We start from the raw sequence: 13,339 nt of genomic DNA, 5'->3' as shown, positions 1-13,339 counted from the left end.
CTACATCAGAGAGCGGGTCGATGGATTCGACGAAGGAGCCGTCCTCCACGGCGACGACGACGCCTCGGTTGAGGAACGGGTCTGGGAGGTCGACGACCTGGTGCCCCAGGTGGCCGTACCTCACAATGTCGACAACGTGGTGCCCGCGAGCGACATCGCCGGGACAAAGGTCGACCAGGTCTTCCTCGGCTCCTGCACCAACGGGAGGTTTGAGGATCTAAGCCTCGCAGCCGAGGTGATGAAAGGCGAGCCCCTGGCCCGGGGGGTGAGGATGATGGTGATCCCCGCCAGCAGGACCGAGTACATGAAGGTCCTCCGGGCCGGCCTCGTCGAGCAGTTCATGGACGCCGGAGCCACCGTCGAGTCGCCCTGCTGCGGACCCTGCATGGGCGGAAGCTTCGGCCTTCTCGGCGACGGCGAGGTATCCCTCTCCACCTCGAACCGGAACTTCCAGGGAAGGCAGGGAAGTCCGAAGGCTCGAGTCTACCTCTGCTCGCCGGCGACGGCGGCCGCCGGGGCCATCACCGGTGAGATCACCGATCCGAGAGAGATCTGATCGTGGTACGATCGGAAGAAGGATAGAAGAAGCATGAAAGTCGCCTTCAAGCTCGGCTACCTCGGTGGCGGATACCACGGCTTTCAGCTCCAGCCCGAGGTCCTGACCGTCCAGTCCGTGGTCAGAGAGGCCCTTCGGGGCCTGGCCTTAAACGACGGGAGCTTCTGCTACGCCGGGAGGACCGACCGGGGTGTGAATGCCCTCGGCCAGGTGATCGACTTCTTCATCGATCCGGGAAAGGCAGATCTAGCGATCCCGCGGGTCGTGAACAGCAGGCTTCCTCCCGACGTCTGGGCCTGGGCCTGGGCGAAGGTCCCCGAGAACTTCAGCGCGAGGCATGCGGCCCTCTGGCGGGAGTACAGGTACATCCTCCCCAAGGACGGCCTCGACCTCGACCTTATGCGGGGGGCTGCCTGCGAGCTTCTGGGAGTACACGACTTTAGAAACCTATCCTCGGAGAAGAGCAGGCCTACCACAAGAGATCTGATGAAGCTCGAGATATCGGAGAAGAACAGCTCTATAATTCTGGACGTCAGGGCCGACGGCTTCCTCTGGAACATGGTGAGAAAGATCGTCACCGTCCTGGAGGTGGCAGGGTCCGGCGAGCGAGATCTGGACTGGGTTCGAGAATTGCTCGATACAGGTATCAACCAGGGCGTAAAGGCCGCCCCCGCCGAGGGGCTGATCCTGATGGACGTGGGATACCAGGGGGTCGAGTGGACCTGTGAGCCCTACTCCATGAGGATGGCTCAGGAAAGGATGTCCAAGTTTTGGAGAAGAGAGATGGCCCTGGCAGAGGCCACGGGGGTCCTTGCCAGGGCCATGTTCGTCTGAGCCGCTTCAGATTCTCCTGAGCCACTCAGAGGATGATCTCGATTCCCAGCTCCTCTGCCAGCTCCTTGTAGCGGTTCCGGATGGTGACCTCCGTCACCCCGGCGACGTCCGCCACCTCTCGTTGGGTCCTCCGGTCGCCGCAGAGGATGGAGGCGATGTATATCGCCGCCGCCGCCACCCCCGTGGGGCCCCGGCCGCTGGTGAGCTCTTTCTCCGCCGCCTGGCGGAGGATCTCTATACCCTTTGCCTGTACCTCACCCTTGAGAGAGAGGCCGGAGCAGAAGCGGGGTATGTAGTCGATGGGGCTCGTCGGCATCAGCTTGAGGGAGAGCTCCCGAGAGACGAACCTGTACGTCCTTCCTATCTCCTTTCTGCTGACCCTCGATACCTCGGCGATCTCGTCGAGGGTCCGGGGAACGTTGCACTGCCTGCAGGCCGCATATAGAGCCGCTGCGGCGACGCCCTCGATGCTCCTTCCCCTGATCAGGTTCTTGTCGACGGCCTTCCTGTAGATCACCGCCGCCGTCTCCCTCACGTTCCGAGAGAGGCCCAGAGCCGAGGCCATCCTGTCGAGTTCAGACAAAGCAAAGGCGAGGTTCCTCTCGGTGGCGTTGCTGACTCTTATTCTCCGCTGCCACTTTCGGAGACGGTAGAGCTGGGCCCTGTTCTTGGAGGAGATGGTCTTCCCGTAGGAGTCCCGGTTCCTCCAGTCTATCATCGTCGATAGGCCCTTGTCGTGGATGGTGTAGGTCATGGGAGCGCCTACCCTTGACCTCTTCATCCTCTGGTCGTGATCGAAGGCCCTCCACTCGGGACCCTGGTCTATGAAGTTCTCGTCTATGACCAGACCGCAGTCGCTGCAGACGAGCTCCGCCCTCTCGTAGTCGTGGACCAGGGCGTGGCTTCCACACTCGGGACATTCGACGATGAACTTCTCGAACTCGTCTACCTTCTCCTTCTCTCGCCTGAGCTTGATCTTCTCCTGGATCTTCTCCTTCTCAGACCGTTCGATCTCCCTAATCTTTTCTATTTCTTCCACCAAATCCGCGCTCCTCGAAATAGAGTTTTTTTCCCAGGTGAGCCGCCGCATCGACGTTCCTATAAGGCTTGACGACGATGTAGGGGTGATCCGTCGGACCGAATACGTCAAAAACCCGGCCCATCCCGACCTTCTTGTGATCTACAACGACAGAATTGATCCTCGGAATCGCTGCTTTTTTTCCTCCACTTGTCGGCTCTCCGCGAACAATCAATTTCTTCTGAACTAAATGATGGGTGGTGCCCAACCTTCTCAACAGGTCACCTCACCCCTATCCGTTCGGGTTTATCATATATAAAGGTTCCGCAAACATTTTATTTGATGAGTATTGGCCTCGGACTCAAAGTTTATCTCCCCGTAGGTACTTGCGTAGCGGTTATGTTCGAAAGGCTTCCAACCGTCCCCACCTCCCAGGAGCTGGTGGACCGGGCTTTCAGAAGGTCGAAGAGGGCGGCTTCGGGGCAGAAGAAGGACGAGGCGATGCTGATGACCGCCGGAAACATCCTCTCTGACAATCTGACAAATCTGGTCCGAAAGTATCCCTCCTTCATGAACATCCCCCCCTTCTACCACGACCTCGCCGACGCTGCGGTGGGGGTGGACGAGATGAGGATTCATCTCTCACGAGTATCTTGGGCAGGCACTCAGATCAGGTCCATCACAAAAGATCACCTTGCGAGGATGAAGGGATCTGCAGATAAGCCGTCGATCAGAAGGGCCGCCTTCGGCAGGATGGCCTCGGTGATGAAGTCGATCGAGCCAGACCTCCTCTTCCTTAACGATGCCCGCCAGAAGCTGAGGAAGATGGTCACGGTGGATCCTGATATTCCAACCGTCATCATCGCAGGATACCCGAACGTCGGCAAGTCGAGCTTCATGATCGCCGTCACCGGGGCGAGGCCCGAGATCGCAAGCTACCCCTTCACCACGAAAGGTGTGGGTGTCGGCCACTTCACCCGCGATCACCAGAGGTATCAGGTGGTGGACACCCCAGGACTTCTGGATCGGCCCTTATCCATGAGAAACGAGATCGAGCTTCAGGCCGTAGCCGCCCTCCGTCACCTTCGGGGTGTGGTCCTCTTCATCCTCGACCCCAGCGAGTACTGCGGCTTCTCCCTGGACGACCAGCTCAGACTTCTGGCCGACGTAAAGAGCTGGCTTCGCCTTCCGGTGCTGGTGGTGGCCAACAAGAACGATCTTTCCGCCTACGAGGGCGCAGAGATGACCATGTCCACGCTCAGCGGGGAGGGGGTCGCGGAGGTCTTGGACCGCATGGTTGAGATGCTGGAAAATGCCGATGAGGAGCGCTATGCCGATGAGATGGAGTCGGAAAGGAGAGATGAAGTGTAGGATAAGGCGCCTCTTAGAAGGAGGGGTTTATCCCCCTCAGGCCAACTGTTTTATTATGTAGTTGACCATCGCAGGAGATAGCTTCGACTCCCAGGATATCCTCGATGAGATCTCGTCGACGTTCAGCCCTTCGGACCGCAGCCCCCTTATCCGGTCTATGACCGCGTCTTTGATTACGTAATACTCATCGATGTCCCTTCTGTGCCCCCAGACGTCGCCCTCGATGATATCGACTCCCTGGGTCTCCAGGAAAGCCCGACCGGTGCTGGGCATATTCTTGTAGTATGAGGGGGGGACCTGTACGGCCCTGAGCCGAGGGCTGGACTGCAACAGTTTGAACATGTCTGTGGTGGAGGCCCTGAAGGCCAGGTGAACCGTCTGATCGTTCCTTGTGATATCATTTATGTCGTCTTTGGAGCTTACTATTCTGATCTTCATCAACGAAATCACACCCCAATCGTGATCAGCTCAATCGTGATCAGCTCAATAACGAGACGAGGATGGCCGGCGATCTTTCGCCTACCCTCAGGTCGTCTGTTTGACCATGTCCCTCAGGTCGTCTGTTTGACCATGTACTTGACCATAGACGCAGAGAGCTTCGACTCCCTGGACACCCTTCCAGCGATATCGTCGGCGCTCATCCCCTCTGACTGGAGGTTGTTTATCCTCTCAATCACCTTGTCGTCTACGGTGTAGTACTCGTCGATGTCCTTTCTGTGCCCCCAGACGTCGCCCTCGATGATATCGACCCCCTGCATCTCGAGGAACATCTGACCTGCATGGGACATGGTCTTGTAGTAGGACGACGGAACTTGGATCGCCCTGAGCCGGGGACAGGCCTGAAGGAGCCTGAATATGTCCGTATTGGAGGCTCTGAAGGCAAGATGTATCATCTGCTCGTTTCTGTTCAGCTCATCGATCTCTTTTTTGGAACTGACAACTCTGATCTTCAGCATCGCAGCACCTCAGCCATAACACGTTATTGTTTCTCGCATATAAGTTTATTGCACTCCAACATTTTTGCTTGATATAAGCAAAACCGCAGCCCAACCGGGGAGGTTCGTTGCAGCTCATTTCTCGGTTCGGCCTATCGACGGAGGGAGAGCCTCAGGACGAAGAGCTCCTCGAAGAAGTGCTTCTCCCTAGCGACCACTTCGACCTTCAGCCCTTCTCTCTCGGCCTTCTCCGCAACCTCGGAGAGGCCGCAGAGGCTCGATACCAGGAGGAGAGCGCGTCCCCTTTCGGGATCGAGGTGATCTTCCAGCGCCTCCAGAAATCGGTTTATCGTATCTCTGCCCGTCGTTCCGCCGTCGAAGGCGAAGTTGAGCCACCCCTCCAAGACCTCCTCCTCAGCGGTGGGAAGGTACGGCGGGTTGAAGATGACGAGATCGAACTGCGACCGAATGCCGCAGAAGAGGTCTGCCTGGACCGCGTCGATCCCCATTCTTTGGAGGAACCTCACGGCGCGGGGGTGGACGTCGGTGGCGAGAACCGTCCCGGCCAGGGAGGCCAGCCGTTGTGATATCATCCCGCGGCCGCACCCCATCTCAAGGACGTGGTCGAGGAGGCCGACCTCCTTAAGGGCGGCATCGAGAAGGAGGAGGGTATCCTCGGCGGGCTCATAAACGTCGTCCAGATTGGTATCCCCCTTCACATCGCAGGCCGCCGAAGTTCGGCCACCTCCCCGATCTTCCGTCACGATCCCCTCTCGGTCTTCAAAAGCCACAGGTCCTCGCCCCCCGCTCCCTGAGACTGGGTCCATCCCGCCATCGCCCATCCTCCGTCCTTCGTCGAGACGATGGACCTTCCGAGGTCGAAGCCCGCCCCTCCGAAGGTCTTCTCCCAGACCCGCTCCCCTTCGGGACCGAGCTTCAAGAGCCAGATATCCTGGTCCCCCTTCCCCTGAGACCCGGTGTAGCCCAAGACTATGAAGCCTCCGCCCTCGGCCTCCAGTGCCGACCAGCCGCCGTCATCGCCGGGACCGCCGAGGGCGTTCTCCCAGACCTTCTCCCCCTCGGCATCGGTCTTCGCCATCCAGAGATCTCTTCCACCAGAGCCCTCAGACTCCGCGACTCCGACTATGAGGTAGCCGCCGTCCTTCGTCTCCAGGACAAAGTTGCCCCTCTCGTCGCCGCCTTTTCCGAAGGTCTTCTCCCAGACCCTCTCCCCCTCGGCGTCCGTCTTCGCGATCCAGACGTCCTTTCCGCCTGCGCCATAGGACTCGGTGGTTCCCAGGACGATGTAGCCGCCATCGATCTCCAATATCGAGCTGAGGCAGTCGTTCTTGGACCCTCCGATGGTCACGTCCCAGTCCTTCTTCCCGTCTGGGTCAGTCTTCAAGATCCAGCCGTCAGAGCCGCCGGAGCCGTGAGAGGCGGTGACCCCGGCCACGGCATAGCCCCCGTCGGCCGCCTCCAGGACGGCGACGCCCCAATCGTCCCCCGGCCCACCGAAGGTCTCCTTCCACCTCTCGTAGCCGTCGGAGTAGGTCTTGACCAGCCAGATATCCTTTCCGCCAGAGCCCTCGGACCCGGTGACCCCCGTCACCAGATAGCCGCCGTCCTTCGTCTCCAGGGCGGCCCATCCCTCGTCGTCGGCGGGACCGCCGATCGTCCTCTCCCACTCCATCCCCCCCTCCGGATCGGTCTTGATCAGCAGGAGATCTCTGCCGCCGGCTCCCTTCGAGGAGGTGTATCCCGCGACGATGAGGCTGGCGTCTCTCGTCTCCAGGAGGGCGAGGCCCCTCTCGCCCCCCGATCCGCCGAAGACCTCATCCCAGGCCAGGTCGGGAGCCTGGCCGAGGGCGGGGTGGGATAGGATCAGAAGAATTAAGCTCGCTCTGATGAGCGGGGCGACTTGGATGGATCTATACAACCTTATCCCCCCACACCTCTTATCTCAAATAAAGCTGCATCCATGATCATAGCTCAAATGTACCGGTCAAAGGCCACGAAAATGGTCAGGATCAGTGCGGGGAGCGCCCAGAGAATCGGCCCCTCTCCTGCGGCTTTGCCGCCTTCCGATTCGTCATCGCCCTCATCTTCTTCAACCCCCGTCTCCCGGCTGCCGTCCGGTCCTGCCACCTTATCCATCGAAGACGACGACTGATGGGAGAGCTTCGCCTCTTCGATATCGTCGGCCGTCGGGTCGGCCCTTTCCGCCTCCTCGACTGTTATCCGCAGCCGGGAGGACTCTAGGGTACAGGCGGTCCCATCGTCGCTGCGGTAACAGACGGCCGTCGGCGGGATCTCGAACCTGCCAGCCTCAGGGCATGATATGGTGTACACAAGAGAGGCCGACTCACCCGGCAGGAGGAGGCGGGAGAGCTCCGTATCCCCGGAGGCGAGACGAGCCCATGCCGGGACCGTCTCCTTCACCGAGGCCTTGGTCCTCCGGTTGCCGACGTTCTTCGCCGTCAGAGTCACCGTCACCCTTCCCCCCACCTCGACCCGAGCCGAGGAGGCATTCTTCTCGACCACCACCAGGGGGCCGATGACGTCGACGATGGGGCTCGCCGAGCTGACCCGGTAGCTCTTCCCGTCCAGGCTGTAGGCGGCCTCGGCCGGGGGGAGGACCTGCCCCTGGCCGGGCTTTTTGGCGCTGATGGAGTAGCTGGCCGCCTCCGTCCCCCTCGCAGGGATCTTCATCCTCCAGTTCAGTGCTGCGTCTGCCTGAAAGTCCCGCCCCGCTGAGTCGGAGAGGTCGACCTCCAGGGTCCTGTTGCCTCTGTTGCTCACGGTGAGGTGGACGTAACCCACATCTCCGAACTTGATCGCGTCTTTTGTGCGCTTGTAGACTCGGAGGGGCCCTGAGAGGTCGAAGCTCGTTGCGCCCCAGGAATCGTGAAGACCCCCCTCAGGGTCGAGGTAGCGGGCGTGGACCTTCACCGCGACCTCCTCGGGTCCGGGGACCGAAGGCACCTTGAACCTCTCCTCGATGGGGTCGATCTCCTCTGTCGCCGGATGGTCATCCCAGACCTCGCCGGGGGCGAGGCTCGACCTCGAATATCTCGAGGAGACGATCGAGGGCTTCATCGTCAACCCCACCTCCACCTCCTCGGCCTCCGCCACCCCCACATTCTCGATCTCGATCTCGAGCTTCGCCCAGTCTTTCGCCTCATAAGAGTCCTCGTCTGAGACCACCCGGACCCGAAGCTCGGGAACGGCCCGGAGGAGGAGGGTCACTCTGGCCCGGGGCTCCACCGATTCGCCGAGGAGGTAGTCCCTCATCTTGACCTCCTCGACCACCACCATCACCTCGTCTTCGAGGGAGAAGGTCTCGCCCGACTCCAGGGCTCTGGTGGCGATCAGCTCATCATCTCTGTAAAGCCTCAGCATCACCATCCGGGGCATGGCGTCCTCGGGACTGAAGTCCGCCGCCTCCAGGGTGTATCTTCCCATCGAGAGCGTCTCTCCCCAGCGGAGATCCCCTTCGGAGCTGTCGCCCCACTCGACCGCCGTCCCGATCATCGAGGCCAGGAGCAGATAGGCGATGAGCACTCTCATCATATCAACGCCTGAAGAAGATTATGTAGAGGGCCAGGATCGCGCCGATGGCCGAGACGTATAGGGTCCTGCCGGCCAGATCCGGCGCAGCGTCCCCATCCCACCCATCGGACGGGGGCTCGCGGCCGCTCGCGCTCATAGCGTCCTCTTCTTTGGCCGTCTCTCCCTTCCCGGCGGCGGCTTCGACCTCGTCGGCCTCAGAAGGCACCTCTCTTGGGCCGCCATCCCCGGTCGAGGACGGCTCCTCCTCGCCGCCGTCTTCTCTCGTCGTCGAAGGGGCGGTCCTCGTCGAGGTGGTCCTCTTCGGCTCCGTCGCCGTGGAGGCGGCCTTCTCATCGCTCTCGAAGGTCATGCCCTGGGGGGCGTAGAAGGTCACGGCGTCCTTTCCGTCGACCCTGAGGGTCTTCCTCTTCTCGTACTCGATATTCGTCTCCGGGTCCTGCCACCTCACCGCCAGATCGTGAGTCCCCTCTTCCAGGTCGAACTTGCCGAAGTCGGTGGTGCTCTCCTTCTTGGCGGTCTTCTGCTTTTCGTACTCCCCGTCGATGTAGAGGTAAGCCTCGAGATCTTCTCGGTTCTCGTTTCTCAGCATCACGTTGACCTCGAACTCCTCGGGCTCCTTGTTCCGGGTCGAGTAGAGGGTTATCGCCGTCGCGCCCTCCACCGTCGCGATCAGCTCCTCCTGATGGCCCTTTTTTGTATCGTCGTCCCACCAGGCGATCTTGAAGGAATGAGAGCCCGCCTCAAGCTGGTAGCTGCCGAACTTCTTCTCCTTCTCCTTGGATACGTCCTCGGTCTCCTTCAGCTCCGAATCTATGAAGAGAGAGATGCTCAGGGCGTCGTCGTCGTTGTTGAAGACGTAGACGACGGCCTCGGCCATCGTCGGCTCTGCCGTCTCCGTCACCTCCTCGACCTCGTCGGAGCCGGCGGAGTCGGCGGCCTCGGTCTCATTCGCCTCTGGCCTCTCCATCTCCGCCGTAGCGTCTTCGCCGAAACCGCCTTCTGCACCGGAGGAGACGGAGAGGTCTCCAACCTCAGCCGGTCCCCAGGTCGCGGCCTCCTGGGCACCCTCCCCCGCGAGGCCGAAAGCCTCCTCTGGTGCCGCCGGCTCGGACCTCGCCGCCTTTTCTTCTATCTCTCCGTACTCGTTCGCCTCCAGGACGCCGGCCCCGGGGATCGAGGCAGAGAATAGCAGGAGAAGCAGCACCTGAGATAGGCATGCCATCGCCGAGGCGATTCTGGGACGTGAGGACTTTCGGCTCATACAGAACGGCCCAATTTGGACTTTATCATTTATAGGTATTGGGGGGCGGAGAGGGGCGTAAAACCCCGGTCTTCAGGCCGGGGATGTAGACCCCCCCCTTTTATAGATTATATCTCACGCTCCTCCCACGCCCAAATCTTAAATATATTCGACCTAAACTTCAGACTCAAAAGGAGCTTTGCAAAAGGATCCCGATGAAGGATATCGAAGGACAGAGCCGATTGGCGTTGACCCTCTTCTTGACCGCAGCCGTCGTCCTCAGCTTGGGCTCTTGCGAGGAAGAAACCGACTTCGGAGGTCTGGTCCTCGACGTCTACGCAGACGATGCCGGCAAGGCTCTGGTGACTGGGTACGCAAAAGAGATCGAAGGTCTCCCCTTTTTGAACTCCTCTGAGTACATCTACGAGGACGAAGCCGGTCAGCTTTACGCGGTCACCAACGCCCTCACCTGGAAGAACGGCGAGGACTGGGAGATAAGACTGCCCGCGATGGGGAGCTACGGCGAGTACCACGTCACCTTTTACCTCTCGGAGGACGTCCAGCTCAGCAACATCACCGGAACCGTCGGCCTCGACTATCTCGTCTCCTCCTCCAGCGACTCCTTCGTGGTGGAGTTTCACGGCTACGACGTAATGGACCCCTCCGCCACCGTCCGATACCGCCAGCCTCTGACCAGCGGGAACGACGAGGGGGCGAGCGGCCCTCCCGCAGAGGACGGCTCTTCGCCCCCTCTCGTCCTGGTCGGCGCCCTCCTCATCGCCCTCCTCATCGCGGCGGCGGTCGGGTTCAGAAGATTGGGGGGGGCCTCGCCCCGACGTGATGACGGATCCCAGTACGGCGATCCGGTCGAGATCGTCTCCGAGGCGGAAGCTTCCGACCTCCAAGAGTCCGACCATCAAGAGAGGCGCGCGGTCGAAGAGGATCTGCCCGGCAAAGAGGCCCGGACCCACCCCTCCGAGGAGGAGATCGAGGCTCACATCTCGACGGAGATGGTGGCGGTGATGGAGACCCTGACCGAGAGGGAGAGGTCGGTCCTGGAAGCCCTGATTAAATACGACGGCAAGATGACCCAGGCGGAGATCAGGTACGAGACGGGAATTCCCAAATCCTCCCTCACGGGGATAATAGTCTCTCTGGAGAGGAGGAATATAGTGACCAAGAAGGAATGGGGCAGAACCAACGTCATCGAGCTGGCCGAGCGGCTCAGGTGAGGGGCGTCAGGAGAGATGAAACAATTTGGAGGACCAAAAGAGTTTGGAGAACCAGGATGTGATGGAGAGATGAGACCCTTGCTCCGAAGGATGATGGGCCTGGGGATGGCGATCCTGATCTTGATGAGCTCTGCGGCGACCGGCTTTTCCCCCCCCTCGGACGGCCTGAAGGGCGAAGAGTGCGGTCGTCGGGGGGGGGCCGGCCCGATCTTCTGCCAGATCGCCGGGATGGTCCACCCCCAGGAGGGGCCCCCGGTTCTGATATCGATAGTCAGTTCCGAGAGGGGGTTCGCCCTGGGTGCCGAGAACAGGACCCTGCCCGTAAGGCTCCAGGTGGAGAGGGTGAGGGGGATCGATCCCTCCCAGGTCCGCCGGCTTCTGGGAGAGAACCGGACCCTGGGAGAGATCAAGGCGGAGATCGAGGGCGAAGATCGGGCTTACAGCTATCGGGGGAACATCCGCGTAGGCCAGGCCCACTACCTCCTCGAAGAGCTCCGGGTCACCTCAGAGGGAGGAAACTCGACCCTGGTGGCAGATTTGATGGAGCCGGTCTGGGGCGCGATCCCGACGACCCCCGGGTCGGGCCGGGAGACGGCGGGGCAGATCGACATCCGGAGCCGCCGCCAGGAGGACGGCTCCGCGATCGGCATCGGAAGCCTGGTCATCTTCAGCGGCCCTTACACCGGCAGCTACGCCGTCGTCCTGGACTCGTCGATCGGCACCGGCTGTGGGATGGGGGGCTGCCCGGGCTGGCTCGGCGGACCGGAGGTCGGAGAGATGCGAGCTCACAGAGGCGGGCCTTCATCTCCGCCATGGCGGAGCCCGGGGTTTCAGGACCCCTTCCTGGAGAGGATCTTGGGCGGCCCGGGCCTCTGAGATCGGAGGGGTTTTGGACTTGATCAGAGATGATGAGAGAGCTCGACCTCTTCGCCGGGGATCGGCTTCAGAGGTCCTGTCTTATCTGCTCGCGGCCGCCGTCGCCCTTTCGGCCCTCTCAGCGTTCCCGGCAGAAGGCGGCGATCCCGTCGGCCTGGACGATGAGGGCCAGGAGGAGACGGCCACCGGAAGCATCGTCCTGGAGATCTACCTGGATGGTGGAGAGAGGGCTCTCATAGTCGGCTATCTCCAGGCAGAAGGCCTGGAAGATCTGGCCTTCCTCCAGGGCTTCGAGCGCTTTTACGATCAAGATACGGGGGAACTCTACGCCCTGGGAGACGGCTTGACGACGGTTTTGGGGGACGGAACGAGGCTCACTTTTGAGGCCAAAGGATGGTGGGAAGAGCTTCATCTGGCCTTCCATCTCCCCCAAGACGCAGAGGTTATGGCAGTCAGCTGTTCAGAGGGGCTCGATTACTCCGTCGCCGAAGCCGAGGACTCCCTGGCGGTGGAGGTTCTCGGCTGCGAGGTGGAGGGGGCTGAGGTGGTGATCGATTATGTCATTTCCTGATGACCCTTCGAGGGGGAGCAGGGGTGCGGCCAATATATCAAAACAAGGTCGGAGGTTCACCCCTCTATCCTCTCTTTCTGCCTCTTCGCCTCCCTCGCCGTCTCCTTTTTGCCCAGGACCCGCGCCATCTCCTCGATCGCCTCCAGGCGGCGGACGATCGAGTCCAGGTAGTTTATCAGATCGCCGGTGTAGGCGCCGATCCCGTAAGAGTCGGTGAACTCCTGGATGATCCCGTTGGGGCTCGACCCCTCGGCCCGGAGCTCCAGGATCTTGAGGGAGGCCTTCCTCTCGGGGCAGCCGCAGTAGGGAGAATCTTTGCAGCCGCATCGGGTGAAGTCCTTGGCGAAGTTCATCAGCTCCTCGCGCACCTTCGGGTCGAGCTTGGTGAGGTCTTCGCTGCTGAGGAGGTCCATCACCGAGCCGTGGAGCGCCCTCGCCGAGACCTGCATCCGAAGCTTCGCCGAGATCCGGTCCGCCGCCTTGAGGTAGAGGTCCTCGAACCGATCCAGGTCGACGGCCACCTCCAGAGGCCCTTTCTCCTCGGCGAGACCCTCTCTGATCACAGACACATCTTCGGGGGTGAGGAAGTGGGCCGCCGCCGCCCGGCCGAGCCGGGTGGGAGCGATCCCCCTCACCAGATCGGCTTTTGCAAGAGCCCTGAGGCTCGAGTCGAGGTCGTCGAGGCCGATGGTCAGATGATGAAGCCGGACCAGCTCCTCCTTCGACCTCGCCACCACAGCGTTTGCCAAAACCTCCTCCTGCTGCTCCTCCTCCTCGTATTCGGGTAGGACGTCCTCCATCACTCCCCGCAAAAGCCGCAGGGCCACCTCGTCCTCGGACTCGCTCCTTGCGCCCTGATACTTCTTGCCGGGCTCGGGAAGGAGGTAGACGATCCCGCGATCGTGATAGCCGGGCCTTCCGGCCCTGCCCAGCATCTGGTTGAACTCGTGGACTGAAAGCCACTCGATCCCCATGGCCAGGGAGTCGAAGATCACCTGGGAGGCGGGAAAGTCGACCCCTGCGGCGAGGGCGGCCGTCGTCACCACGGCGTCGATCTTCCCTTCCGCGAAGAGGGCCTCCACCTTCCTCCTCTGGTCGTACTGCATCCCGGCGTGGTAGGCGGCGGAGTTGGG

Annotated in this window: 15 protein-coding genes; 6 read left to right on the top strand and 9 right to left on the bottom strand. The window is 61.2% G+C overall.

All coding sequences use genetic code 11. From position 1 onward, the window contains the following. Together ACP5EL_RS05755 and truA are read left to right on the top strand one after the other, a co-directional pair. Nucleotides 1-556, top strand: a 556-nt coding sequence (locus ACP5EL_RS05755) for an aconitase family protein (RefSeq protein ID WP_428401537.1), incomplete at its 5' end; no start/stop codon positions are given. A gap of 33 nt (nucleotides 557-589) precedes the next feature. Then, complete coding sequence (gene truA, locus ACP5EL_RS05750) at nucleotides 590-1,390, top strand: tRNA pseudouridine(38-40) synthase TruA (RefSeq protein ID WP_428401536.1); 801 nt, start codon at nucleotides 590-592, stop codon at nucleotides 1,388-1,390. Nucleotides 1,391-1,415: 25 nt separating this feature from the next. On the opposite strand, the gene ACP5EL_RS05745 is transcribed toward truA, so the two are convergent. After that, complete coding sequence (locus ACP5EL_RS05745) at nucleotides 1,416-2,429, bottom strand: transcription initiation factor IIB (RefSeq protein WP_214031479.1); 1,014 nt, start codon at nucleotides 2,427-2,429, stop codon at nucleotides 1,416-1,418. Next, entirely contained in the window at nucleotides 2,407-2,685 is a 279-nt protein-coding gene (locus ACP5EL_RS05740; protein WP_428401535.1) for an H/ACA ribonucleoprotein complex subunit GAR1, read from the bottom strand. The genes ACP5EL_RS05745 and ACP5EL_RS05740 overlap by 23 nt, the downstream gene beginning before the upstream one ends. Nucleotides 2,686-2,807: 122 nt before the next feature. Here ACP5EL_RS05740 and ACP5EL_RS05735 point away from each other — a divergent pair, with 122 nt between their 5' ends. Beyond that, entirely contained in the window at nucleotides 2,808-3,779 is a 972-nt protein-coding gene (locus ACP5EL_RS05735) for an NOG1 family protein (protein ID WP_428401534.1), read from the top strand. 36 nt (nucleotides 3,780-3,815) lie between these two features. On the opposite strand, the gene ACP5EL_RS05730 is transcribed toward ACP5EL_RS05735, so the two are convergent. From ACP5EL_RS05730 to ACP5EL_RS05705, 6 genes are all read right to left on the bottom strand, one after another. Continuing rightward, the gene (locus ACP5EL_RS05730) at nucleotides 3,816-4,217 is read right to left on the bottom strand and encodes a DUF1699 family protein (RefSeq protein WP_428401532.1); all 402 of its coding nucleotides are present in this window, start codon (nucleotides 4,215-4,217) and stop codon (nucleotides 3,816-3,818) included. A 113-nt stretch (nucleotides 4,218-4,330) separates the two neighbouring features. Then, nucleotides 4,331-4,735, bottom strand: coding sequence for a DUF1699 family protein (locus tag ACP5EL_RS05725; RefSeq protein WP_428401531.1), 405 nt, complete (start codon nucleotides 4,733-4,735; stop codon nucleotides 4,331-4,333). A 131-nt stretch (nucleotides 4,736-4,866) separates the two neighbouring features. Beyond that, the gene (locus ACP5EL_RS05720; protein ID WP_428401530.1) at nucleotides 4,867-5,505 is read right to left on the bottom strand and encodes a HemK2/MTQ2 family protein methyltransferase; all 639 of its coding nucleotides are present in this window, start codon (nucleotides 5,503-5,505) and stop codon (nucleotides 4,867-4,869) included. Further along, nucleotides 5,475-6,653 carry a hypothetical protein gene (locus tag ACP5EL_RS05715; protein ID WP_428401529.1) on the bottom strand — a complete coding sequence of 393 codons (1,179 nt, stop codon included), beginning with the start codon at nucleotides 6,651-6,653 and terminating at the stop codon, nucleotides 5,475-5,477. Before ACP5EL_RS05715 ends, ACP5EL_RS05720 begins: the two co-directional genes overlap by 31 nt. A 53-nt stretch (nucleotides 6,654-6,706) precedes the next feature. Continuing rightward, the gene (locus ACP5EL_RS05710; protein WP_428401527.1) at nucleotides 6,707-8,287 is read right to left on the bottom strand and encodes a hypothetical protein; all 1,581 of its coding nucleotides are present in this window, start codon (nucleotides 8,285-8,287) and stop codon (nucleotides 6,707-6,709) included. A gap of 1 nt (nucleotide 8,288) precedes the next feature. After that, nucleotides 8,289-9,548, bottom strand: coding sequence for a hypothetical protein (locus ACP5EL_RS05705; RefSeq protein WP_428401526.1), 1,260 nt, complete (start codon nucleotides 9,546-9,548; stop codon nucleotides 8,289-8,291). A 221-nt stretch (nucleotides 9,549-9,769) separates the two neighbouring features. Between ACP5EL_RS05705 and ACP5EL_RS05700 the strand changes: the two genes are divergently transcribed. The 3 genes from ACP5EL_RS05700 (at nucleotide 9,770) to ACP5EL_RS05690 (ending at nucleotide 12,206) form a co-directional block, all read left to right on the top strand. Beyond that, the gene (locus tag ACP5EL_RS05700) at nucleotides 9,770-10,759 is read left to right on the top strand and encodes a helix-turn-helix transcriptional regulator (RefSeq protein ID WP_428401525.1); all 990 of its coding nucleotides are present in this window, start codon (nucleotides 9,770-9,772) and stop codon (nucleotides 10,757-10,759) included. Between the two features lie 69 nt (nucleotides 10,760-10,828). Beyond that, the gene (locus ACP5EL_RS05695; RefSeq protein WP_428401524.1) at nucleotides 10,829-11,635 is read left to right on the top strand and encodes a hypothetical protein; all 807 of its coding nucleotides are present in this window, start codon (nucleotides 10,829-10,831) and stop codon (nucleotides 11,633-11,635) included. A gap of 13 nt (nucleotides 11,636-11,648) precedes the next feature. Continuing rightward, nucleotides 11,649-12,206 carry a hypothetical protein gene (locus tag ACP5EL_RS05690; RefSeq protein ID WP_428401523.1) on the top strand — a complete coding sequence of 186 codons (558 nt, stop codon included), beginning with the start codon at nucleotides 11,649-11,651 and terminating at the stop codon, nucleotides 12,204-12,206. 56 nt (nucleotides 12,207-12,262) lie between these two features. Here ACP5EL_RS05690 and ACP5EL_RS05685 read toward each other — a convergent pair. After that, a partial coding sequence (locus tag ACP5EL_RS05685) for a DUF5814 domain-containing protein (RefSeq protein ID WP_428401522.1) occupies nucleotides 12,263-13,339 on the bottom strand: 1,077 nt, incomplete at its 5' end.

This window comes from Methanocrinis sp. (genome assembly GCF_049974945.1).
GTDB lineage: Archaea > Halobacteriota > Methanosarcinia > Methanotrichales > Methanotrichaceae > Methanocrinis.
This window is presented reverse-complemented; position numbering and strand designations above follow the sequence as displayed.

What these genes read in the sequence shown, in the direction of transcription:
- truA (WP_428401536.1), top strand. Translation starts at nt 590, where the DNA reads ATGAAAGTCGCCTTCAAGCTCGGCTACCTCGGTGGCGGATACCACGGC.
- ACP5EL_RS05735 (WP_428401534.1), top strand. Translation starts at nt 2,808, where the DNA reads ATGTTCGAAAGGCTTCCAACCGTCCCCACCTCCCAGGAGCTGGTGGAC.
- ACP5EL_RS05730 (WP_428401532.1), bottom strand. Translation starts at nt 4,217, where the DNA reads ATGAAGATCAGAATAGTAAGCTCCAAAGACGACATAAATGATATCACA.
- ACP5EL_RS05725 (WP_428401531.1), bottom strand. Translation starts at nt 4,735, where the DNA reads ATGCTGAAGATCAGAGTTGTCAGTTCCAAAAAAGAGATCGATGAGCTG.
- ACP5EL_RS05710 (WP_428401527.1), bottom strand. Translation starts at nt 8,287, where the DNA reads ATGATGAGAGTGCTCATCGCCTATCTGCTCCTGGCCTCGATGATCGGG.
- ACP5EL_RS05705 (WP_428401526.1), bottom strand. Translation starts at nt 9,548, where the DNA reads ATGAGCCGAAAGTCCTCACGTCCCAGAATCGCCTCGGCGATGGCATGC.
- ACP5EL_RS05695 (WP_428401524.1), top strand. Translation starts at nt 10,829, where the DNA reads ATGAGACCCTTGCTCCGAAGGATGATGGGCCTGGGGATGGCGATCCTG.